Origin of the sequence: Streptomyces sp. NPDC015345 (genome assembly GCF_043078805.1) — a bacterium.
In the GTDB taxonomy this organism is placed as follows: Bacteria; Actinomycetota; Actinomycetes; order Streptomycetales; family Streptomycetaceae; genus Streptomyces.
In genome coordinates this window covers 252,331-272,694 of record NZ_JBIBTX010000003.1, presented here as the reverse complement: position 1 = coordinate 272,694, position 20,364 = coordinate 252,331, and the positions used below count along the sequence as shown (strand labels likewise).

Annotated in this window: 20 protein-coding genes; 10 read left to right on the top strand and 10 right to left on the bottom strand. The window is 71.4% G+C overall.

Features of this window, described 5'->3' with window-relative positions; translation table 11 throughout:
- Positions 1–2: 2 nt before the first annotated feature.
- A complete protein-coding gene (locus tag ACF062_RS13515; RefSeq protein ID WP_392137898.1) occupies positions 3–1,499 on the top strand; it encodes a glycoside hydrolase family 3 protein in 1,497 nt (498 codons plus the stop codon).
- A gap of 65 nt (positions 1,500–1,564) precedes the next feature.
- Here the strand turns inward: ACF062_RS13515 and nagB are convergent, their stop codons facing one another.
- On the bottom strand, positions 1,565–2,350 hold the full coding sequence (gene nagB / locus ACF062_RS13510) for a glucosamine-6-phosphate deaminase (protein WP_223776681.1): 786 nt from the start codon (positions 2,348–2,350) through the stop codon (positions 1,565–1,567).
- Between the two features lie 194 nt (positions 2,351–2,544).
- On the opposite strand from nagB, the gene ACF062_RS13505 reads away from it, so the two are divergent.
- The gene (locus ACF062_RS13505; protein WP_392138843.1) at positions 2,545–3,618 is read left to right on the top strand and encodes an SIS domain-containing protein; all 1,074 of its coding nucleotides are present in this window, start codon (positions 2,545–2,547) and stop codon (positions 3,616–3,618) included.
- A gap of 94 nt (positions 3,619–3,712) precedes the next feature.
- Here ACF062_RS13505 and ACF062_RS13500 read toward each other — a convergent pair whose 3' ends face one another.
- On the bottom strand, positions 3,713–4,483 hold the full coding sequence (locus tag ACF062_RS13500) for an SDR family oxidoreductase (RefSeq protein ID WP_392137897.1): 771 nt from the start codon (positions 4,481–4,483) through the stop codon (positions 3,713–3,715).
- A 94-nt stretch (positions 4,484–4,577) separates the two neighbouring features.
- On the opposite strand from ACF062_RS13500, the gene ACF062_RS13495 reads away from it, so the two are divergent.
- Together ACF062_RS13495 and ACF062_RS13490 are read left to right on the top strand one after the other, a co-directional pair.
- Entirely contained in the window at positions 4,578–5,195 is a 618-nt protein-coding gene (locus tag ACF062_RS13495) for a TetR/AcrR family transcriptional regulator (RefSeq protein WP_392137896.1), read from the top strand.
- A 306-nt stretch (positions 5,196–5,501) separates the two neighbouring features.
- Positions 5,502–6,968, top strand: a complete 1,467-nt coding sequence (locus ACF062_RS13490; protein WP_392138841.1) for a sensor histidine kinase — start codon at positions 5,502–5,504, stop codon at positions 6,966–6,968.
- Between the two features lie 225 nt (positions 6,969–7,193).
- On the opposite strand, the gene ACF062_RS13485 is transcribed toward ACF062_RS13490, so the two are convergent.
- Both ACF062_RS13485 and ACF062_RS13480 read right to left on the bottom strand, forming a co-directional pair.
- On the bottom strand, positions 7,194–7,451 hold the full coding sequence (locus tag ACF062_RS13485) for a WhiB family transcriptional regulator (RefSeq protein ID WP_016639615.1): 258 nt from the start codon (positions 7,449–7,451) through the stop codon (positions 7,194–7,196).
- 317 nt (positions 7,452–7,768) lie between these two features.
- Entirely contained in the window at positions 7,769–8,737 is a 969-nt protein-coding gene (locus ACF062_RS13480; protein ID WP_223776685.1) for a diacylglycerol kinase family protein, read from the bottom strand.
- Between the two features lie 80 nt (positions 8,738–8,817).
- Between ACF062_RS13480 and ACF062_RS13475 the strand changes: the two genes are divergently transcribed.
- The gene (locus ACF062_RS13475; protein ID WP_223776686.1) at positions 8,818–9,276 is read left to right on the top strand and encodes a hypothetical protein; all 459 of its coding nucleotides are present in this window, start codon (positions 8,818–8,820) and stop codon (positions 9,274–9,276) included.
- 18 nt (positions 9,277–9,294) lie between these two features.
- Here the strand turns inward: ACF062_RS13475 and ACF062_RS13470 are convergent, their stop codons facing one another.
- The 3 genes from ACF062_RS13470 to ACF062_RS13460 all read right to left on the bottom strand — a co-directional run bounded on the left by ACF062_RS13470 (position 9,295) and on the right by ACF062_RS13460 (position 11,244).
- The gene (locus ACF062_RS13470) at positions 9,295–10,326 is read right to left on the bottom strand and encodes an RNA polymerase sigma factor SigF (RefSeq protein WP_392137895.1); all 1,032 of its coding nucleotides are present in this window, start codon (positions 10,324–10,326) and stop codon (positions 9,295–9,297) included.
- Positions 10,323–10,736: an anti-sigma regulatory factor gene (locus ACF062_RS13465; RefSeq protein ID WP_030780840.1), complete on the bottom strand. Its 414-nt coding sequence runs from the start codon at positions 10,734–10,736 to the stop codon at positions 10,323–10,325. The genes ACF062_RS13470 and ACF062_RS13465 overlap by 4 nt, the downstream gene beginning before the upstream one ends.
- Before the next feature lie 247 nt (positions 10,737–10,983).
- Positions 10,984–11,244 carry a UBP-type zinc finger domain-containing protein gene (locus ACF062_RS13460; protein WP_205035363.1) on the bottom strand — a complete coding sequence of 87 codons (261 nt, stop codon included), beginning with the start codon at positions 11,242–11,244 and terminating at the stop codon, positions 10,984–10,986.
- Between the two features lie 46 nt (positions 11,245–11,290).
- Here ACF062_RS13460 and ACF062_RS13455 point away from each other — a divergent pair, with 46 nt between their 5' ends.
- Positions 11,291–12,889 (top strand): Na+/H+ antiporter, encoded by a 1,599-nt coding sequence (locus tag ACF062_RS13455; protein WP_392137894.1) that lies wholly within the window; start codon positions 11,291–11,293, stop codon positions 12,887–12,889.
- Here the strand turns inward: ACF062_RS13455 and ACF062_RS13450 are convergent.
- From ACF062_RS13450 to ACF062_RS13440, 3 genes are all read right to left on the bottom strand, one after another.
- Complete coding sequence (locus ACF062_RS13450; RefSeq protein ID WP_392137893.1) at positions 12,868–13,812, bottom strand: 1-aminocyclopropane-1-carboxylate deaminase/D-cysteine desulfhydrase; 945 nt, start codon at positions 13,810–13,812, stop codon at positions 12,868–12,870. The two genes, ACF062_RS13455 and ACF062_RS13450, sit on opposite strands and share 22 nt — an antisense overlap.
- A 52-nt stretch (positions 13,813–13,864) precedes the next feature.
- Positions 13,865–14,455 (bottom strand): N-acetylmuramoyl-L-alanine amidase, encoded by a 591-nt coding sequence (locus ACF062_RS13445; protein ID WP_392137892.1) that lies wholly within the window; start codon positions 14,453–14,455, stop codon positions 13,865–13,867.
- Between the two features lie 139 nt (positions 14,456–14,594).
- The gene (locus ACF062_RS13440) at positions 14,595–14,831 is read right to left on the bottom strand and encodes a hypothetical protein (protein WP_127911453.1); all 237 of its coding nucleotides are present in this window, start codon (positions 14,829–14,831) and stop codon (positions 14,595–14,597) included.
- Positions 14,832–15,091: 260 nt separating this feature from the next.
- Here ACF062_RS13440 and ACF062_RS13435 point away from each other — a divergent pair, with 260 nt between their 5' ends.
- The 4 genes from ACF062_RS13435 (at position 15,092) to ACF062_RS13420 (ending at position 20,230) form a co-directional block, all read left to right on the top strand.
- Positions 15,092–16,498 (top strand): family 2B encapsulin nanocompartment shell protein, encoded by a 1,407-nt coding sequence (locus tag ACF062_RS13435; protein WP_392137891.1) that lies wholly within the window; start codon positions 15,092–15,094, stop codon positions 16,496–16,498.
- A 72-nt stretch (positions 16,499–16,570) separates the two neighbouring features.
- Positions 16,571–17,662 carry a family 2 encapsulin nanocompartment cargo protein polyprenyl transferase gene (locus ACF062_RS13430; protein WP_392138840.1) on the top strand — a complete coding sequence of 364 codons (1,092 nt, stop codon included), beginning with the start codon at positions 16,571–16,573 and terminating at the stop codon, positions 17,660–17,662.
- Positions 17,663–17,951: 289 nt separating this feature from the next.
- Complete coding sequence (locus ACF062_RS13425; RefSeq protein WP_392137890.1) at positions 17,952–18,566, top strand: GNAT family N-acetyltransferase; 615 nt, start codon at positions 17,952–17,954, stop codon at positions 18,564–18,566.
- A gap of 704 nt (positions 18,567–19,270) precedes the next feature.
- Positions 19,271–20,230 carry a hypothetical protein gene (locus tag ACF062_RS13420; protein ID WP_392137889.1) on the top strand — a complete coding sequence of 320 codons (960 nt, stop codon included), beginning with the start codon at positions 19,271–19,273 and terminating at the stop codon, positions 20,228–20,230.
- The last annotated feature ends 134 nt before the right edge of the window (positions 20,231–20,364 follow it).

The window sequence follows — 20,364 nt, the reverse complement described above, 5'->3', positions numbered from 1 at the left end:
TGATGACGACACTCACGACGCCCGCCGGTGACACCCTCACCCGCAACGCCCTGGCCGTCCTCCAGCCCGGCTTCGACGGCACCACCGCGCCGGACTGGCTGCGCCGCAGGATCGGCGAGGGCCTCGCCTCGGTCGGCCTGTTCGGCCGCAACGTCGAGACCGCCGAGCAGGTGGCCGCCCTCACCGCCCAGCTGCGGGCCGAGCGCGAGGACCTCCTGGTCGCCATCGACGAGGAGAGCGGCGACGTCACCCGCCTCGAGGTGCGCACCGGCTCCTCCTACCCCGGCAACCACGCCCTCGGCGCCGTCGACGACACGACGCTGACCCGTGAGGTGGCCGCCGACCTCGGCCGCCGCCTCGCGGCCTGCGGCATCAACTTCAACTGGGCGCCGTCGGCGGACGTCAACGCCAACCCCGACAACCCCGTCATCGGCGTACGCTCCTTCGGCGCCGACCCGCGGCTGGTCGCCCGGCACACCGCCGCCTACGTCGAGGGCCTCCAGTCCTCCGGCGTCGCCGCCTCCACCAAGCACTTCCCGGGGCACGGCGACACCGCGGTCGACTCGCACCACTCCGTGCCGGTCATCGACGTCGACCGGGACGTGCTGAACTCCCGCGACCTCGCGCCGTTCCGCGCCGCCCTCGCCGCCGGCACGCGAGCCGTCATGAGCGCCCACATCCTCGCCCCCGCCCTGGACCCGGAGAACCCGGGGACGGTCTCCCGCCGCATCCTCACCGACCTGCTGCGCGGCGAGTTCGGTTACGAGGGCCTGATCGTCACGGACGGCATGGACATGCAGGCCATCGCGGGCCGGTACGGCTTCGAGCGCGGCTGCGTCCTCGCCGTCGCCGCGGGCGCCGACGCGATCTGCGTGGGCGGCGGGCCCTCCGACGAGGGCACGGTGCTGCGGCTGCGGGACGCCTTCGTCGCCGCGGTGCGCTCGGGCGAACTGCCCGAGGAGCGGCTCGCCGACGCGGCGGACCGCGTGCGGGCCCTTGCCGCCTGGACTTCGGTGTCGGGCGCGGCCGAGCGTTCGGGGGGCGTGCCCGACACCGGAATCGGCCTGATCGCGGCCCGCCGTGCGCTGACGGTCACGCGCGGCGAGACCTACACCGCCCCGGTCACCGAGGCGCCCTACGTCGCCACCTTCACACCGCTCCCGAACATCGCGGTCGGCGACGAGACCCCGTGGGGTGTCACCGCCGAGCTCGAACGCCGGCTCCCCGGCACGGCCTCGGGCAGCTTCTCCGGCGACGGCGCGGGGGCGCGGGCCCTCGCGGCGGCGGGGGAGCGCCGCATCGTGGCGGTGGTCCGCGACGCGCACCGCCACGCGTGGATGTCCTCGGCCCTGGAGACGCTGGTGGCGTCCCGCCCGGACACCGTGGTGGTGGAGATGGGCGTCCCGCAGTCCGCCCCGGTCGGCGCCCTCCACATCGCGACGCGCGGCGCCGCGCGGGTCTGCGGCGAGGCGGCGGCGGAGGTCATCACCGGCGCCTGACCCCGCTGACCGCATGTCGAAGGGGCGCCCCCGGCCGGGGGCGCCCCTTCGACATGCGTCATGAACTACAGCCCCTGCCACCCCGGCTTGTTGGCGTAGGTGTGCCGGAAGTAGTCGGCGAGCTTCAGCTTGGACGCGGCGGCCTCGTCCACCACGACCGTGGCGTGCGGGTGCAGTTGCAGGGCCGACGCGGGGACGACCGAGGCGACCGGACCCTCCACCGTCGCGGCCACCGCGTCCGCCTTGCCCTCACCCGTGGCGAGCAGCACGAGGTGCCGCGCCTCCAGGATCGTGCCGATCCCCTGGGTGATGACGTGGTGCGGGACCTGCTCGATGTCCCCGTCGAAGAAGCGCGCGTTGTCCACCCGCGTCTGCTCGGTCAGCGTCTTGATGCGCGTGCGCGAAGCGAGCGACGAACACGGCTCGTTGAACCCGATGTGCCCGTCGGTGCCGATGCCGAGCAGCTGGAGATCGACGCCCCCGGCCTCGGCGAGCGCCTTGTCGTACGCCTCGCACGCCGCCTGGACGTCCTCGGCGCTGCCGTCCGGGCCCATGAACGCCGCCTCGCTCAGCCCGAGCGGCTCGACGACCTCGCGGAGCACCACGGAGCGGTACGACTCCGGGTGCCCGACCGGCAGCCCCACGTACTCGTCGAGCTGGCAGATCCGCGCCCGCGAGGCATCCACGGCACCGGCGGCGACCTTGGCGGCCAGCGCTTCGTAGATGGGCAGCGGGGTGGATCCGGTGGCGACACCGAGCAGGGCGTCAGGCTTACGGCGCACCAGGGCGGCCATGGCCTCCGCGATGAGCTCGCCGCCTGCCTTGGCGTCCGGGACGATGACAACTTCCACGCTGGGCCTGCCGATCTGGAGAGGAACTCAAGGGACCGTGGTATAGACCAATCTAGCAGAGCCCCGCCACCGGACCAGTCGTTTCCCGCCGTCCATGCTCCCTCCGGCGCCCGCCCGACGCCCACCGGGCAGACCCGCCCCGCCCGCAGAGGCGCCCCGCCCCGACAGCGGGGAAAGTAGAAGGCATGAGCGCCATGACTCCGCAGGACGCGCAGGACCCGCAGAGCGAGCGGCCCGGGCGGATCATGGCCCGGGAGATGGCCGAACAGCCCGAGGTCCTGCGCCGCATCCTCGACACGGGCGCCCCGACGATCCACGAGATCGCCCGGCGGGTGGCCGAGCGCAGGCCCCGCTTCGTCCTGCTGACCGCACGTGGCACCTCCGACCACGCCGCGCTCTACGCGAAGTACCTCCTGGAAATCCGCCTCGGCATGCCCTGCGGCCTCGCCTCCATGTCCACCATCACTGCGTACGGCGCCAAGCCCGACCTGCGCGACGTCCTCGCCGTCACCGTCAGTCAGTCCGGCGGCTCGCCCGACCTGGTGGCCTCCACCCAGGCCGCCCGTGAGGCGGGCGCGATCACCCTCGCGGTGACCAACAACGCCGACTCGCCGCTGGCCGCCGTCTCCGAGCACCACATCGACATCCTCGCGGGACCGGAGAGGGCGCTCCCGGCCACGAAGACGTACACCGCGTCGCTGCTCGCCCTCTATCTGTTCGTCGAGCGGCTGGGCGGCTCGGACGGCGCGGCCGCCGCCTCGCTGCCCGCACTGGCCGGCGACCTCCTCGCCCGCCAGGCCGAGGTCAAGGCCCTGGCCGCGCGCTACCGCTTCGCCGAACGCATGGTGATCACCTCCCGTGGCTACGGCTACCCGACCGCGAAGGAGGCGGCCCTCAAACTGATGGAGACCAGCTACATCCCGGCCCTCGCCTACTCCGGCGCCGATCTGCTGCACGGCCCCCTCGCGATGGTCGACAACATCTCGCCGGTGATCGCGGTGGTGCCGGACGGCCGGGGCGGCGAGGCGCTGAGGCCCGTCCTCGACCGGCTGCGCGGCCGGGGCGCCGACCTGGTGGTCATCGGCCCGAAGGCCCAGGTCGGACAGGCCTCCGCCGGCTTCGCGCTCCCCACGGACGGCGTCCCCGAAGAGGTCCAGCCGATCCTGGAGATCATCCCCCTCCAGCTCCTCGCGTACGAGGTCACGATCGCCCGCGGCCAGGACCCCGACGCACCGAGGGCCCTCGCGAAGGTGACCGAGACCCACTGACGGGACGCCGCACGGTGCACCGCCCGTGGCCACGGCGCCGCACGGTGCACCCGCCCGTGGCCGCGGCGCCGCACCCCGGAGCCGTCGTGGCCGGCTACGGGAGCGAACCGCCGGTCGCGTCTATCCATTGCCCGGTGATCCACCGGCCGTCGTCCGACGCGAGGAAGGCCACCACATCGGCGACGTCCGACGCGGCGCCGACGCGGCCGAGCGCCGAAAGCCGCGCGGAGCTCTCCCACGCGGCGCGGTTCTCCTCGCCCCGGAGCCAGGCCGCGTTGATGTCCGTGTCGATGATCCCGGGCGCCACCGAGTTCACCGTGATCCCGCGGGGGCCGAGCACCTTCGACAGGTTCCGGGTGAAGACGTCCAGGGCGCCCTTCGTCATCGCGTACGTCATGATCTCCGGCATCAGCGCGGCGCGCGAGAGGCCGGACGAGATGTTGATGACCCGGCCGCCGTCCCGCAGCCGCTCCGCACCGAGCTGCGTGATGAAGTACGGCGCCTTCGCGTTCACGGCGAACAAGCGGTCGTACTCCGCCTCATCCGTCTCGCCGAAGGGGCGGGAGGTGCCGATCCCGGCGTTGTTCACCAGGATGTCGAGCCCCTCCGCGTGCGCGTCGAACCGGGACCACAGCGCCTCGGCGTCCCCCGCGACGCCCAGCTCCGCGCCGACCGCGAAGGCGGAGCCGCCCGCCGCCTCGATCACGTCCACCGTCTCCTTCGCGGCGGTCTCGTTGCTGCCGTAGTGCACGGCCACCCGCGCCCCGTCCCGTCCGAGCCGCTCGGCGATGCCCCGTCCGATGCCCCGGCTCCCGCCCGTGACCAGCGCCGTCTTCCCCGCGAGCCTGCCCGTGGATGCAGCCATGTCAGGCGCCCCCTCTTTCTCTAGTGGTCGCTACAGAAAGAAACCGTACCCGACCCCCGACCGATTTTCTAGTGCCCGCTATACAATTCAGCCCATGGCGACGAAACAGCGCGGACGCCCTCGCTCATTCGACCGCGAGACGGCCCTGGAGCAGGCGGTCCGCACCTTCTGGGAGCATGGGTACGAAGCGACCTCCGTCTCCGACCTGACGCGCGTCATGGGCATCGGGGCGCCCAGCCTGTACGCCGCGTTCGGCGACAAGCGGACCCTCTTCGACGAGGTCGTCGTGCGGTACGGCGTCACGCACGGCGCCTTCAGCGGGCGCGCCTTCGCGGAGGAGCCCACCGTGCGCGGCGCCGTCGAGCGGATGCTGCGCGAAGCCGCCGCCGAGTACACCGATCCGGCCCACCCGCCCGGCTGCCTGGTCATCTCGGCGGCCACCAACTGCACGACGCCCGAGGTCGAAGAGTCCCTGCGTGAGCGCCGGAACGCCAACGTGGCGGACATCGAGTCCCGCATCCGCGCGGCCGTCGCGGCGGGCGAGCTGCCCGAGGACACCGACCCCGCCGCTCTCGCGCGCTACACGGCGGCGGTCCTCCAGGGCATGTCCCAGCAGGCCAGGGACGGCGCCACCAGGCAGGACCTCGAAGCGGTGGCGGATCTCGCGATGACGGCGTGGCCGCGGCCCCCGCGGCCGCACAATGGAGTGTGATGGTCAGGCCCGAACAAAGATCTGCCGACGCATAGACATGACAGAATGGTCTAGTCCACAATGCGTGGGTAAAGCCTCCGCTCTTCCCGCACAGGAGAGCGGACCGAGGACCCGGCGCTCTCTGCCCTGACCGCGTCGGATCCTCACGATCGGCCGGCCAGTACCGCACATTCTGGCGGCCGATGCACCTGAAGGGCTGCGGTGCCGTGGGCGGGTTGAGGGTCCCGCCCTGGCGCCGCGGCTCGTCGGGAATCTCCCCGGCGTGGCACGCCACACGCGGCGGGTACGCTCGCACACGTGCCCTCCATGAACGACCTCGTACGCCAGCACACCGCCCTCGGCGACTCCGACCTCGAGTGGCTGCATCTGCTGGTCTCGGAGTGGCAGCTGCTCTCCGACCTCTCCTTCGCCGACCTCGTGCTGTGGGTCCCCACACGCGACGGCACCCGCTATGTCTCCGTGGCGCAGATGCGGCCGAACACCGGCCCCACCTCCTACCAGGACGACATGGTCGGCCACCTCGTCCCGCGCGGCCGGCGCCCGCTCCTGGATGCCGCCCTGGACGAGGGCCGCATCGTGCGCGAGGGCGACCCGGAGTGGCGCGAGGAGGTTCCGGTGCGCGTCGAGTCCATTCCCGTACGCAGGGAGGGACGCGTCCTCGGTGTGATCGCCCGGAACACCAATCTGCTGACGGTGCGCACCCCTTCGCGGCTTGAGCTGACCTACCTCCAGTCGGCGTCGGACCTCGCACAGATGATCGCCGCCGGGTCCTTCCCGTTCCCGGGGCAGCAGGTCGACATGGACGCCTCCCCGCGCGTGGGGGACGGTCTGCTGCGGCTCGACGCCGACGGCATCGTGCAGTACGCGTCGCCGAACGCGCTCTCCGCGTACCACCGTCTGGGTCTCGCGTCCGATCTGGTGGGCCATCACCTGGGCAGGGCCACGGCCGAACTCGCCCCGTCCCGCGGCCCGGTGGACGAGGCCCTGGCCAAGGTCGCCAGCGGCTGGGCGCCGCGTGAGTTCGAGATCGAGGGTGGCGACGGCGTGATCCAGTTGCGCGCGATCCCCCTCAAACCCAAGGGGCCGCGCATCGGTTCGCTCGTACTCCTGCGCGACGTCACGGAACTCCGCCGCCGCGAGCGGGAGTTGATCACCAAGGACGCGACCATCCGGGAGATCCACCACCGGGTGAAGAACAACCTCCAGACGGTCGCCGCGCTGCTGCGCCTGCAAGCCCGCCGCATCGACTCCGCCAAGGGCCGGGAGGCGTTGGAGGAAGCCGTGCGCCGGGTGGGTTCCATCGCCATCGTCCACGAGACGCTCTCGCAGAACCTGGACGAGCGCGTGGAGTTCGACGAGATCGCCGACCGGGTCCTCGCGATGGTCGCCGAGATCTCGCCCGGCAAGGTCACGGGCCGACGCACCGGGCGCTTCGGCATCCTCGACGCGGAGGTGGCGACCCCGCTCTCGATGGTCCTTACGGAGATTTTGCAGAACGCCCTGGAGCACGGCTTCCGTGAAGGGGACACCGGCACCGTCGAGGTCTCCGCGGTGCGCGGCGGCACGAGCAAGGACGCGCGGCTGCTGATCACCGTCCAGGACGACGGCGTCGGCCTGCCCGAGGGCTTCGACCCGCACCGCTCCGGCAATCTCGGTCTGCAGATCGTGCGCACCCTGGTGGAGGGGGAGCTGGGCGGCACCTTCGACATGGTCCCCGCCCCGGAGCACGGCACCCGGGTGATCCTCGACGTCCCGGTCAGCGCGGACAAGTAGCGGCGCGGACGAGTAGCGGCGAAGGTCACACACGGCTACGACGGTCGCCGCACGCGGCGGTGAACCGCCGCCGCACACAGCAGTGAGCCCCGGACCGCTGTGGTCCGGGGCTCACTGCTCACGTTGCGATGCGCATCGGGGGTACTGCGCGGCTGCGGCTCGGGGGCGGGAGATGCGTACTCGCTGTACGCGCCGCCAAGCTTGGGCTCGTGGGGGGCGTGGGCGTCAGGCGCTGGCCTGGCGAGCACGGTTGCGAGCGGCGCGGCGCTTCATTGCGCGGCGCTCGTCCTCGCTGAGGCCACCCCAGACGCCGGAGTCCTGGCCGGACTCGAGCGCCCACTGCAGGCACTGCTCCATGACGGGGCAGCGACGGCAGACGGCCTTGGCTTCCTCGATCTGCAGCAGCGCAGGACCGGTGTTGCCGATGGGGAAGAAGAGCTCGGGGTCTTCCTCGCGGCAAACGGCGTTGTGACGCCAGTCCATGGCTGCTACCTCTCCTTGGTATTACATGCAGGTTGCTTGTGAATGTGAACGCTTTCACGAATCCCCCCGCACGGGAAGGGTCGACGCCCAGTCGCCTGGTGTGGACCTGTGGTGGAGGAGGGGTTCTGGCTCTCTGTTGGGGCCGATGTTGCGGGCCGTCCCGATCGCCATGTAGAGATTCGCAAACCTCGGCGGCGGATACAACCCCTTCCGGAAAGTTTTTTTTGATTCCTCAGTGTCGGCTGGGTCACAGCCGTACTTCCATGGGGTGGACCCTGGCCTAAACGTTCGAGTGAAAGGACTTTGGGCCCTTCCACTCACACAATCACACGCAGTGCACGGCGAACGCCTGTGAACGTCACGCTGGTGCGCAGTCCCAGGTGGTCACCGTCCATCTGGAGGGGGAGCGGCACCTTGGAATGCAAGGTGAAGTCGGTGAGGTCGTGGAGCGTGACCGCGTGCTTACCGTGAGGTCCGCGCTCCGGCGTCGACATCAGGAGCTGCGTGCCGTAGCGCGCCACCGCGGCCGTGGAGAGCTTCTTCAGACCGAGCACGTCCAGACCCGTGTCGAAGGAGGCCCGCGGGGACGCGTACAGGGGGCGATTGCCCAGGTAGGAGTAGGGCGAGGTGTTGCAGACTATGGACATCACCAGGTCCGTCACCGGGTCCTCCCCGGGCCGCTCCACCGTGATCATCCCGTGCCGCCGGTGGGGCTCGTCGAGGAACTGGCGGAGCACCTGGCGCACATAGAGGGCGTGTGTCGAGCGCCTGCCGAGTTCACGCTGCTGTTCGACTCTGCCGACCACGCCGCCGTCGAAGCCGAGGCCGGCGCAGAACGTGAACCAGCGCGAGGGCACGGCCTCGTCCTCCGTGCCCGGTGTGCCCCCCGCGATGCCGAGGCCGACCGTGCGCTCGCTGCCCTCGCGCAGGGCGTCGAGCAGGGCGCCGGTGGCCTCCACGGCGTCGTTGGGCAGCCCCAGGGCGCGCGCGAAGACGTTGGTGGAGCCGCCGGGGACGACGGCGAGGCGGGGGAGGCGGTCCGGGTCGGGGCCGTGGTGCAGCAGGCCGTTCACGACTTCGTTGACCGTGCCGTCGCCGCCGAGGGCGACGACCAGCTCTATGTCCTTGCTCTCCGCGGCCTGCCGGCCCAGGTCTCTGGCGTGCCCGCGGTACTCGGTGGTGACCGCCTCGAGCTTCATTTCGCTCGCCAGCGCGTGGACCAGTACGTCACGCGTACGCGCACTGGTGGTGGTTGCCGCCGGGTTGACCACGAGGAGTGCACGCATGCGCAGCAGACTACCTAGCGCTCTTTACCTGGCCTAGACCGAGGTGCCGGGGCGCGGCTACGCGGAGCTACCCTGCTGGGGTGAGCACTGAGCGGAAATCCACCCCCGAAGCCCTGGAACCGGCCGCGTCGGGTCCGCGTCCCGCACGGCTGACCGCCGCTGCCGCCCTGACCGCGCTGGAGGGCCTCGCCCTGCTCGCCGGGGGTGCCTACATGCTCGTGATGGGCCTCGCGGGCTCACCGGACAATCCGCGCCAGGCGGAGACCGGCGGCATCACCCTGATCGTCCTCGCGCTGCTCCCGCTGCTTGCCGCGAGCGGCCTGATGAAGCTGCGCCGCTGGAGCCGCGGCCCCGCGATCATCACGCAGATCATGGCGCTGCCGGTCGCCTGGCAGCTGCTCCAGGCCGACAGCGCGGCGATCCCGGGAGGGATCGTCCTCGCGATCGTGGCGGTCACGTCGCTGGTGCTCCTGGTCAACCCCACGACGACCGAGGCCCTCGGCATCCGGGGCCCCGGCAACGTACAAGACCAGAAGTAACCGCTACTCCCGCTCCCGCTACTCCTCCACCAGGAGCTTCTCCCGCAGCTGGGCCAGCGTGCGGGCGAGCAGGCGCGAGACGTGCATCTGCGAGATGCCGACCTCCTGTGCGATCTGCGACTGGGTCATGTTGCCGAAGAAGCGCAGGAGCAGGATCCGCTTCTCGCGCGGAGGCAGGTCTTCCAGGAGTGGCTTGAGGGATTCGCGGTACTCGACGCCTTCCAGGGCCTCGTCCTCGGCACCCAGGGTGTCGGCGACGGCCGGGGACTCGTCGTCCGTGTCGGGGACGTCCAGGGAAAGCGTGGAGTAGGCGTTGGCCGACTCCAGGCCCTCCAGGACCTCCTCTTCGGAGATGGCCAGCTTCTCGGCGAGTTCGTGCACCGTGGGGGAGCGGCCGTGCAGCTGGGACAGCTCCGCCGTGGCCGTCGTCAGCGACAGGCGCAGCTCCTGCAACCGCCGCGGGACGCGGACCGCCCACCCCTTGTCGCGGAAGTGCCGCTTGATCTCACCCACGACCGTGGGGGTCGCGTACGTGGAGAACTCCACGCCGCGCTCCGGGTCGAAGCGGTCCACGGACTTGATCAGCCCGATCGTGGCGACCTGGGTGAGGTCGTCCAGGGGCTCGCCGCGGTTGCGGAAGCGGCGGGCCAGGTGCTCGACGAGCGGCAGGTGCATGCGGACCAGCTGGTTGCGCAGCTCCGCGTACTCCGGACTGCCGCTGTCCAGGCCGCGCAGCTCGATGAACATCGCGCGTGCGCCGCTGCGGTCCTGGGGATGGTGCCGGCTGTGCTCGTGCTCGCTCATGTTTCCCGCCCGTCGCCCGCCGCCCCGGCCGGAGAGCTGCCTCAGCTCGTCCTTGGCGGTCGGCTCTGCCTGCTCCGACACATCGGGCACCGTCAGCGGACCCGGCTGTCCGGGGTCCTCCGGGTGCGGTTTGGCCTGCTGTTCGGGGATCCCGGTGGCCATGCGGCGCACCCCCTCCCTGCCGTCGGCGGGCAGACTCTGTGTGCCGCGCTCTTCGTCCCGCACCGGCCCGTCCCCGTTCCTCACGCCGGCCCGGGTCCCGCGCCGCGCTTCTTGTAGAGGCTGATCGAGACGGTGTTGTCCTCGGCGACCGTGGAGTCCACCTGGCCCGCGAGGGCCGACAGCACAGTCCAGGCGAAGGTGTCCCGCTCCGGGGCCCGGCCGTCGGTCGTGGGCGCCGAGACCGTCACTTCCAACGAGTCGTCGACGAGTCGGAAGACGCAGCTGAGCACGGAGCCCGGCACGGCCTGCTGGAGCAGGATCGCGCAGGCCTCGTCGACCGCGATGCGGAGGTCCTCGATTTCGTCGAGAGTGAAGTCCAAACGCGCCGCGAGACCGGCCGTGGCCGTCCGCAGCACCGACAGGTAGGCACCCGCAGCCGGAAGGCGGACCTCCACGAAGTCCTGATTTCCGGGCTCGCCTGCGATCTGGGACACCCTCACCTCCAAGGTGGTACAAGCATTTTCGGGGCTCCAGAACCGCCGTCCAGCGGCGGTCCGGACTGCGTCACACGGGTAACGCGCCACGTGGTTCTGCGGTGACGCTACCGCGCTCCGCAGCTCCGTGTCCCGGAGACCCCGCCCCGTTGCTGTCACTCATAGTAAGCATATGAGTACGCACAGTGGCTAGGGGTCTCGCAGGCCCAATTGGAAAGAACAGGCGTCGGGTTGACGTACCCAGGCGTCAGACGATCGAACCGTCCACGAAGCACCATCGCCAGCTCTCGCCCGGCTCGAAGGTCCTCATCACTGCGTGTGAGGTCTCTTTGAAGTGCGCCGTCGCGTGCTGGAACGGCGAGGAGTCGCAGCAGCCCACGTGGCCACACTCCAGGCACAGCCGCAGCTGGACGGGGTGGCTGCCGGCCGCCAGGCACTCAAGGCACGTCTCGCTGAGCGGGGCCACCTCGGGGTGCGGCAGCGCCGCGACGTGCGGGCACTCGTTCATGATTGCCAGGTTACGACGCGAACGTGGAAGGCGGAGGGGTCTGCCGATGGACGTACTGCCCCTGGTGGCATTGATCGCGGCGAGCGCCGTGGTGGCGGGGGCCGCGCGCAGGACCCCCGTCCCGGCGCCGCTGCTCCTGGTCGGGGCGGGGCTCATCGCCTCGTACCTGCCCGGAGTGCCGGACTACCACCTCGACCCGCACATCGTGCTGCCGCTGATCCTGCCGCCCCTGCTGCACACGGCCGCCCTGGAGAGCTCCTATCTGGACCTGCGCGCCAACATCAGACCCGTCGCGCTGCTCTCGGTCGGCTATGTCCTGTTCGCCACGCTCGCCGTCGGCTGGCTCACGTACCTGCTGATCCCGGACCTTCCGCTGACCGCCGCGCTCGTGCTCGGGGCCGTGATCGCGCCTCCGGACGCGGTCGCGGCGACCGCCATCGCGCGGAGGGTGGGGCTGCCCTCACGGATCACCACGATCCTCCAGGGCGAGTCGCTGGTGAACGACGCGACCGCGATCACCGCCTACAAGGTGGCCCTCGCGACGGCCGTCGGGGAGGGCGCGAGCTGGTCGGGCGGCATCGAGGAGTTCCTGGTGGCCGCGGTCGGCGGCGTCGGTGTGGGACTGCTCCTGATGGTCCCGATCCACTGGCTGCGCACCCACCTGAAGGAGGCGATGCTGCAGAACACCCTGTCGCTGCTGATCCCCTTCGTCGCGTACGCCGCCGCTGAGCAGGTGCACGCCTCCGGAGTGCTCGCCGTGGTCGTGGTCGCCCTGTACCTGGGGCACCGCTCCTGGCAGGTCGACTTCGAGACGCGGTTGCAGGAGGCCGCGGTGTGGAAGGTCGTCGCGTTCATCCTGGAGTCGGCGGTCTTCGCGCTCATCGGTCTCCAGCTGCCGATCGTGCTCAAGGGGCTCGGGGAGTACAGCGTCGGCCAGGCGGCCTGGTACGCGGCCGGGGTCTTCGTCTTCGTCGTCGTGGTGCGCTTCGTGTGGTCCTATCCGGCGACGTATCTGCCACGGGCCCTGTCGGCGCGGATCAGGGAGCGCGAGGACGACATGGACTGGCGCAGACCGCTGATCGTCAGCTGGGCCGGCATGCGGGGCGTCGTGTCGCTGGCCATCGCCTTCTCGATCCCGCTCGTCATGGAGGACGGTGAACCCTTCCCCGCGCGCAACCTTGTCCTGTTTCTTACCTTCACCACCGTCATCGGCACGCTCGTCGTGCAGGGGCTCTCGCTGCCGTGGCTGATCCGCGCCCTGAAGCTGCCGGGCCGCGACGCGCAGGCACAGACCCTCGCCGAGGCGCAGGCGCAGAACGCCGCCTCGCAGGCCGCGGAGGCCCGGGTGGAGGAACTCATGCGGGACGAGCGCAACTGCCTTCCACAGCCCCTCCAGGACCGTCTGCGCACCGTTCTGGAACGGCGCCGCAACTCCGTGTGGGAGCGGCTCGGTCAGCCCAACCCCGTGACGGGCGAGTCGGCCGACGGCACCTATCGCCGGCTGGCGCGCGAGGCGATCGCCGCGGAGCGCGAGGTGTTCGTGAAGATGCGGGACGAGCGGCGCATCGACGACGAGATGATGCGGACGCTGCTGCGCAAGCTGGACCTGGAGGAGGCGGCCGCCTACCGGGAGGCCGAGGACTGAGCCGGTGCCTCGCGGGTGCCGGTGATCACCGCGGTCAGGCGGGTGCCGGGCCGGAAGGCGCCCTCTTCGGAGAGGGCCGTCAGGGCGTAGAGCAGTTTGGCGACGTAGAGGTGCTCTACGGAGAGGCCCGTTTCCTCGCCGTGCCGGTGCTCGAAGTCCTCCGCGAAGGCGAGGAGTCCGGCGGGCGTGCGGGCGTAGCCGCCGCAGTGGAAGCGCTCGTCCAGGCGCCAGTTGGCGGTCGGTCCGCCGAACGTCTCTTGCTGGAGGGCTCTTATGTCGTCGCCCAGGAAGCCGCCCTTGAGGACCGGTATGCCGAGGGCCTGCCGGTCCGGGCCGAGGCCGGCGGCCAGGCCCGCGAGTGTGCCGCCGGTGCCGCAGGCCACGGCGGCCACGTCGGTGTGCTCGCGCAGTTCCTCGCCGAGGGCCGTGCAGCCCTGGACGGCGAGGGCGTTGCTGCCGCCCTCGGGGATCACGTACGCGTCCTCGGTGCCCGTCTCGCGCCGGATCGCGGCCAGCGTTCCCGGCTCGGCCTTCTCGCGGTACGTCGACCGGTCGACGAAGTGCAGGCGCATGCCGTCTGCCGCACACCTGGCCAGGGACGGATTGAGGGGGCGCCCGGCCAGTTCGTCGCCGCGCACGACACCGACGGTGTCGAGGCCGAGGAGGCGGCCCGCGGCGGCGGTGGCGCGCAGATGGTTGGAGTAGGCGCCACCGAAGGTGAGCAGGGTGTGGTGGCCCGCGTCAGCCGCGGCGCGGAGGTTCAGGACGAGTTTGCGGTACTTGTTGCCCGGCAGGTCCGGGTGGATCAGGTCGTCCCGCTTGAGCAGCAGGCGCACGCCGTGACGGCCGAAACGGTCGTCCTCTATGCGCTGCAAAGGCGACGGGAGCCGGGGGCGCAGGCCGGTGGGCGGGGTGGGGTGCACCCCGCCATTGTCCCCCGGGGCGCGCTGCCCGGCGGGGGCCGGTACGGACGGGTTACTTGAGGCGCTCCTCGATGCGCTCACGCATGTGGTCCATCGTGAAGCCGCGCGGATCGATCTTGCCCGGCTGCCACTCCAGGTGGCCGATCACCGAGCGCTCCGTCCAGCCGTGCACACGGCAGATCGCTGCCGAGGCCCGCTCGATCGCGTCCAGCTGGGCTTCGGGCCACGGGTCCTCGCCGTCGCCGAGGTTCTCGCACTCGAAGCCGTAGAAGTGGCGGTTGCCGTCGATGTTCGTCTCGTTGTCCGGGGGCAGGCGCTTCTCGGCGATGACCGCGCGCAGCACGTCGTCGTCGCCCATGCCCGCGTGGTTGGCGCGGCCGTAGCCGACGAGGTGGACGCGGCCGTCCTTGGTGATCACGCCGTGGCAGAGCGGTCCGGGCAGCGACGGGTGTCCGTCGCGGCAGAGCTCGACCGTGTGCTCGCTGCCCGACGTCACGGTGTGGTGGATCATGACGCCGTGCACGGGGCCCCAGGGCCCCTTGTGGTTGCGGTTGTGGTGCTCCCAGTCGCCGACTTCGACGACGGTCACACCTTCGTCTCGCAGTGCGTCCAGGAAGCGTCCCGCGGACATGGGTGAGGCCATGACCGCCTCCTTTGCGGGGCGCGACGGCCGCCGGTCGCGGACCGCCTCGTACGCCCTGCTTGTACCGGAACGGCGGTGCCCGGACCAGCTGTTCGGAAGCGATCCGAGGCTTGTTCGGGCACCGTGCGAGCCGATCCGGTCAGTTGCCGTGCAGGAAGGCGTCGCCGTTCGTCGCGATGTGGGACTCCAGGGCCTGGAGTGCCTGCTGCGTGGCCTGCGGGGAGCCGGTGCCCCGACGCTCCGCGTAGTACGCGGCGCCGAGCTTCTTCAGGAGGGCGTCGCCCGCACGCTTCTCCTGGACCTCGTCGAGCTTCTGCTTGCCCTGCGTGAGGCCCCGCTGCGCCTGCTCTTTGGCGCGATCCAGGAAGCCTGCCATTGCTGTCTCCTGCCGGTTGAAGCGAAGGGTGCGGGCGGTGCGATGCCCCGCGACGGATCCAACGGACGCCAGGATCTTGAAGTTCCCCGGCGCTCCCGAGTGGGGCCGAACGGGTGGAAATGCGGCCTACTGCCCCACCTCGGCATGATCCATTCCCGCTCGTTCGTGTAATGGCGCGGCCACGGTCCGTGCTGGAAGGCTGACCCGTGCAGATCACCGCTGGCAGCGGGTCACGCAGGTACTCGGGAGGGCACAGTCACATGTCGGTAGGCGAAGAGGTTCGCGCAGAGTCGCAGGAGCCGCAGCGGAGCCTCGGGACATCGGCCGCGCGGAATCTGGCCACCACCACCAAGTCGGCACCGCAGATGCAGGAGATCAGCTCGCGCTGGCTGCTGCGGATGCTGCCCTGGGTCCAGGTCCAGGGCGGTACGTACCGCGTGAACCGCCGGTTGAGCTACGCGGTCGGTGACGGCCGGGTGACCTTTGTGAAGACGGGCGACCATGTGGAGGTCATCCCGGCCGAGCTGGGCGAGCTGCCTGTGCTGCGGGGCTTCGACGACCAGGAGGTGCTGACGAGGCTGGCGCGGCGCTGCCGGCAGCGGGAGTTCGCCGTCGGCGACATCCTGACCTCCTTCGGGAGCCCGGCGGACGAGGTGTTCCTGCTCGCGCACGGCCGTGTGGAGAAGGTCGGCACGGGCCCGTACGGCGGTGACGCGGTGCTCGGGACGCTCGCCGACGGCGCCTACTTCGGCGAGCAGGCGCTCCTCGACTCCGAGGCCATCTGGGAGTACACCGCGCGTGCCGTCACGGCGTGCACCGTCCTCACTCTGCCGCGGCAGGACCTCGAAGAGGTCGCCGGGCGCAGCGAATCACTGCGCGCCCACCTCCAGCGGCTGCGGTCCATCCCGGCCCAGCGGACCAACAAGTACGGCGAGGCGGCCATCGACCTCTCCGCCGGGCACGTCGGCGAGGCGGTGCTGCCGGGCACCTTCGTGGACTACGAATCGTCGCCCCGTGAGTACGAGTTGAGCGTCGCCCAGACCGTGCTGCGCGTCCACACGCGCGTGGCCGACCTCTACAACCAGCCGATGAACCAGACCGAGCAGCAGCTGCGGCTCACCGTGGAGGCGCTCAAGGAGCGTCAGGAGCACGAGCTCATCAACAACCGCGAGTTCGGGCTCCTGAACAACTGCGAGTACGACCAACGGATCCAGCCGCACGACGGTGTGCCGGGCCCCGACGACATGGACGAACTGCTCAGCCGCAGGCGCGGATCGAAGCTCTTCCTCGCCCATCCGCGCGCGATCTCCGCGTTCGGCCGCGAGCTGAACAAGCGCGGACTCGTCCCCGAGACCATCGACATGGGCGGGAACAGGATCCCGACCTGGCGCGGGGTGCCGATCTTCCCGTGCAACAAGATCCCGGTGACCGAGGCCCGCACCACCTCCATCATCTGTATGCGTACGGGCGAGGAGGAGCAGGGTGTCGTCGGCCTGCGGCAGAGCGGCATCCCGGACGAGATCGAGCCGAGCCTGTCCGTGCGGTTCATGGGCATCAGCGAGCAGGCGATCATCTCCTACCTGGTGTCGACCTACTACTCCGCCGCGGTGCTGGTGCCGGACGCGCTCGGTGTCTTGGAGAACGTCGAGATCGGCCGCTGGACGTGAGCCCTGGACCGTGCCCGTCGCCACCGTCCGCGGTCCTTCCGGGGTGAGTCCGTGACCGACACGACGACGGACATGCCGGACACGACGGCAGGTGTGACGCCGGCCCATGGCTCCGGCGACGGGCACGAGGCCACGGAGATCCTCGCCGCGGCGCGCGAGTGCGTCGATCCCGAGCTGCGCAGGGCGGTCGACTCCCTGCCAGGCTCCCTGCGCAGGGTCGCCCGCTACCACTTCGGATGGGAGGGCGCCGACGGCACACCGACCGCGGGGAACGCGGGCAAGGCCATCAGGCCCGCGCTCGTACTCGCCGCGGTGCGGGCGCTCGGCGGGGAGCCCGCCACGGCCGTGCGGGCCGCAGCGGCCGTGGAGCTGATCCACAACTTCACGCTCCTGCACGACGACGTGATGGACCGCGACACCACGCGCAGGCACCGGCCCACCGCCTGGACCGTGTTCGGCGACGCCGACGCGATCCTCGTCGGTGACGCCGTCCAGGCGCTGGCGCAGCGGCTGCTCGCCGAGGACACCCACCCGGCGGCCCCGGCGGCGGCCGCCCGCCTCGCCCGCTGCGTCGTGGAGCTCTGCGCGGGGCAGCACGCGGACTGTGCCCTGGAGCGGCGCGGTCCCGACGAGGTCACGCTCGACGAGTGCCTGGCCATGGCCGAGGCCAAGACCGGCGCGCTGCTGGGCTGCGCGTGCGCGATCGGGGCGCTGTACGCGGGCGGGGGACCGGAGGAGGTCGACGCGCTCGACGGGTTCGGCCGCGAGGCCGGGCTCGCCTTCCAGCTCATCGACGACGTCATCGGCATCTGGGGCGATCCCGGCCGCACGGGCAAGCCCGCGGGTGCCGACCTCGCGGTCCGCAAGAAATCGCTGCCGGTGGTCGCCGCGCTCGCCTCGGGCACGCCGGCCGCGGCCGAGCTGGCCGAGCTGTACGGCGCTCCGCCCGGCGCTCCGTCCGGCGACGGCACGGGGGAGGGGGAAGGCGAGCTGGAGCGGGTGGCCCGTGCGGTGGAGCGTGCGGGCGGGCGTGACTGGGCGCAAGGGCACGCGGCCGACCGGATGTCGAGGGCGATAGGCCAGCTGGCCAGGGCGGTCCCCGACCCGGAGGCGGCGGGAGGGCTGCTGGCGCTGGCCGAGTTCGTGACGCGGCGTACGCATTGAGGGTGAGGGCTTACGCGGTGGGGGCCGCGTGGGGGGGGCATACGCGGGGAGAAGTGCGCGGGCAGGTGTGCCCGGCGGGAAGGGAGGCCGGATAGGGGTGAAGTGACGTGAGGTGAGGTGATGGCGGGAGGGTCCCGGGGCCGTAGTGGTCAGTGGGGTCCCGGGAGCCTTCCGCGGGTAACAGGGGGGCGATCGCTTAGGCTGCAACCGGCGGATGAGGGCGCGGAGTTGGGTGTGCGCCTGATGCTCCGCCGTCAGTCGTGGCGAGTGGTGAGGGGCGGGCGGAGCTGTGGGCGTGGCGATCCGTAGGGCTGGGGAGGGGGACCGGGCCCATGTGATCCGGTTGCTCGACGAGGCGTTCATGTGGGACCCGGTGAGCACGTGGGTCTTTCCCGATGAGGAGCACCGCCGGCGCAGGCACGGCGCGCTGATGGACGCCTTTTTCGACCTCGCGCTGGGCGAGGGCCATATCGACATCACCGAGGACGGCGCCGCCGTGGCCCTGTGGTGGTCCGTACGGGCGGCGTCAGAGGCCGACGCGGAGAGCGCGGCGGCGGCCGACGGTCCCGCGCTGCTGCGCCAGGCCGTCGACCCGGAAAACGAGCGGATTGAACTGATCGGCCGGCTCACGGAGGCGGCCCACCCGACCGACCGGGCGCACCAGTACCTCCACATGATCGCCGTGCGGCCGGACCGGCAGGGGGAGGGGCTCGGCACGGCGCTGATCGCCCCCGTGCTCGAACGCTGCGACAAGGACGGCCTGCACGCCTACCTGGAGGCGAGCAGCGCGCGGAGCCGGGGTCTGTACGAGCGGCTTGGTTTCGCCGTGACGGAGACGCCGCTTGACCTGCCGGACGGCCCGCGGATGTGGCCGATGTGGCGTGAGCCCAGCGGGACCGTCTGAGGGCGGTGAGCCGGACGCGGAGGCTTGGAGCCGTGACATTGGGCCGTGGCATTGGTGCTCGCGGCATTGGGGCCCCCGGGCTTGGGGCAGGCCCTCGGGGCGCGCCTCGGCCGGAGCCTGGTCGAGGCGGAGCGTCCTGGGGCTGCCGGGCGGAGCCGATCAGGAATACGCTGTCCGGTATGGGCAGCGAAGGGCTCCGACCCGGCCCCGGCCCGCAGGAGGAGCCCGTGTGCGAGGCCTGTGGACAACCGGTCGGTACGGTCATCCGGCGGCGCAAGGTGCTCGGGGTGTTCGTCCCCGTATGGGGCCCCGGGCCATGTCGCAACGGGCGGTGCGAGGCCTGTGTGGACGACGCCGACGCCGCCCGCTCCTCGGCCGAGCGGCCCGTCGGCAGGCGATTCCGGTCGCGGCACGGCAGAAGGACCACGGCGTCATCGGCTCCTGGGGAGCGGGACGCCTCGGAGGGGCGGGCGGGCCCAAACGCGCCACCGTCGGCTGTTGATGACGACATCAAGTGAGCGGCGCGCACCAGTGAGCGCCACGCACCAGTGAGCGGCACGCCCAGTGAGCAGCACGCCCAGGTGAGCGGTACGCCCCAGTGAGCCGTGCGTCCCGATGAGGTGTGCGGTCACCCCGTTGTCTGTCGGGCGGCGGAGGTAAGGTCCCACGGTCGGCGCGGGCGCGGCCGTCAGGGGAGGGGTGCGATGAAGGCGCGGTGGGGTGGACTCGCCCTGGTGGGGCTGGCGTTGGCGGGGTGCGGCCACGGATTCGAGCCGGGGGCGGATGACCTGCCCGGTTACGCGCGGGAGGCCGGTGTGCCGCGGGTGAAGAGTGAGCGGGATCTGCCCGAACTGCCGTTGGATCGGTATGAGTTCAGCGCCCGTGACCACAAACGGATGGATCGGGCGCGGGCGCGTCTCGTGCGGCAGTGCATGCGTTCCTTCGGGTTCGCCGACTTTCCGCTCCATCCCGGACGTGGCCCTCAGATGAGCGAGAAGTTCATCGCGACGGCCGTATCGGTCTCCCCGTACGGAATTCTCGACGTCGGTCAGGCCCGTCGGTGGGGCTACGGCTTCGATCCCGAACGCGCGGCGGCCTGGAACGAGAAGGCCGAGCCGAAGGGGCGGGTCCCCACCCAGCGGGAGTACGAGGTGCTGCACGGCTTCGGCACGGAGGACGGCGGCGAGAAGGTGGTGCGGGGCCGCGAAGTGCCCGACGGTGGCTGTGCCGCGGAGGGGGCGCGACGGTTGATGGAAGGCGTGGGGGACCAGGAGCGCCTGTGGGGGTATGTCTCCGGGCGCACCCAGAAGATCGACAAGGCCGTGGCCGGGGACGAGCGGGTGCGGCGGGCTTTCCGGGACTGGTCGCGCTGTGTCATGGGCAGGGGTTTCAAGGAGTACGAGAGCCCGGTGGCGGCCTTCCGCGACAAGGCGTGGAGTGCGGGGCGCAAGGACGGTGACGTCCCGCCCGGCCAACGGGAGTTGGGCACGGCCGTCGCCGATGTCGAATGCAAGAAGAAGTTGAACACCGCTGGCGTGTGGTGGTTCGTCAGCGACGAGAAGCAGCGCGCCGACGTGCGCGCCAACAAGGCCGGGTACGCGGCCGTGCGGGAGGACCTGGACCGGGTGCGGGCCACCGTCCGCGAGGTGCTCGGCGAGAAGTGAGGCGCGCACCGGGGCGGACGGTCGCGCCGGATGCCGGATGCCGGATGCCGGGTGGTGGTGTGCACCGCCGCCGTCCTGCTTCGTGGCCCGACCGCGGCGCCTCTGGGGCATGACCGCGACCGCTTCGACTGCCG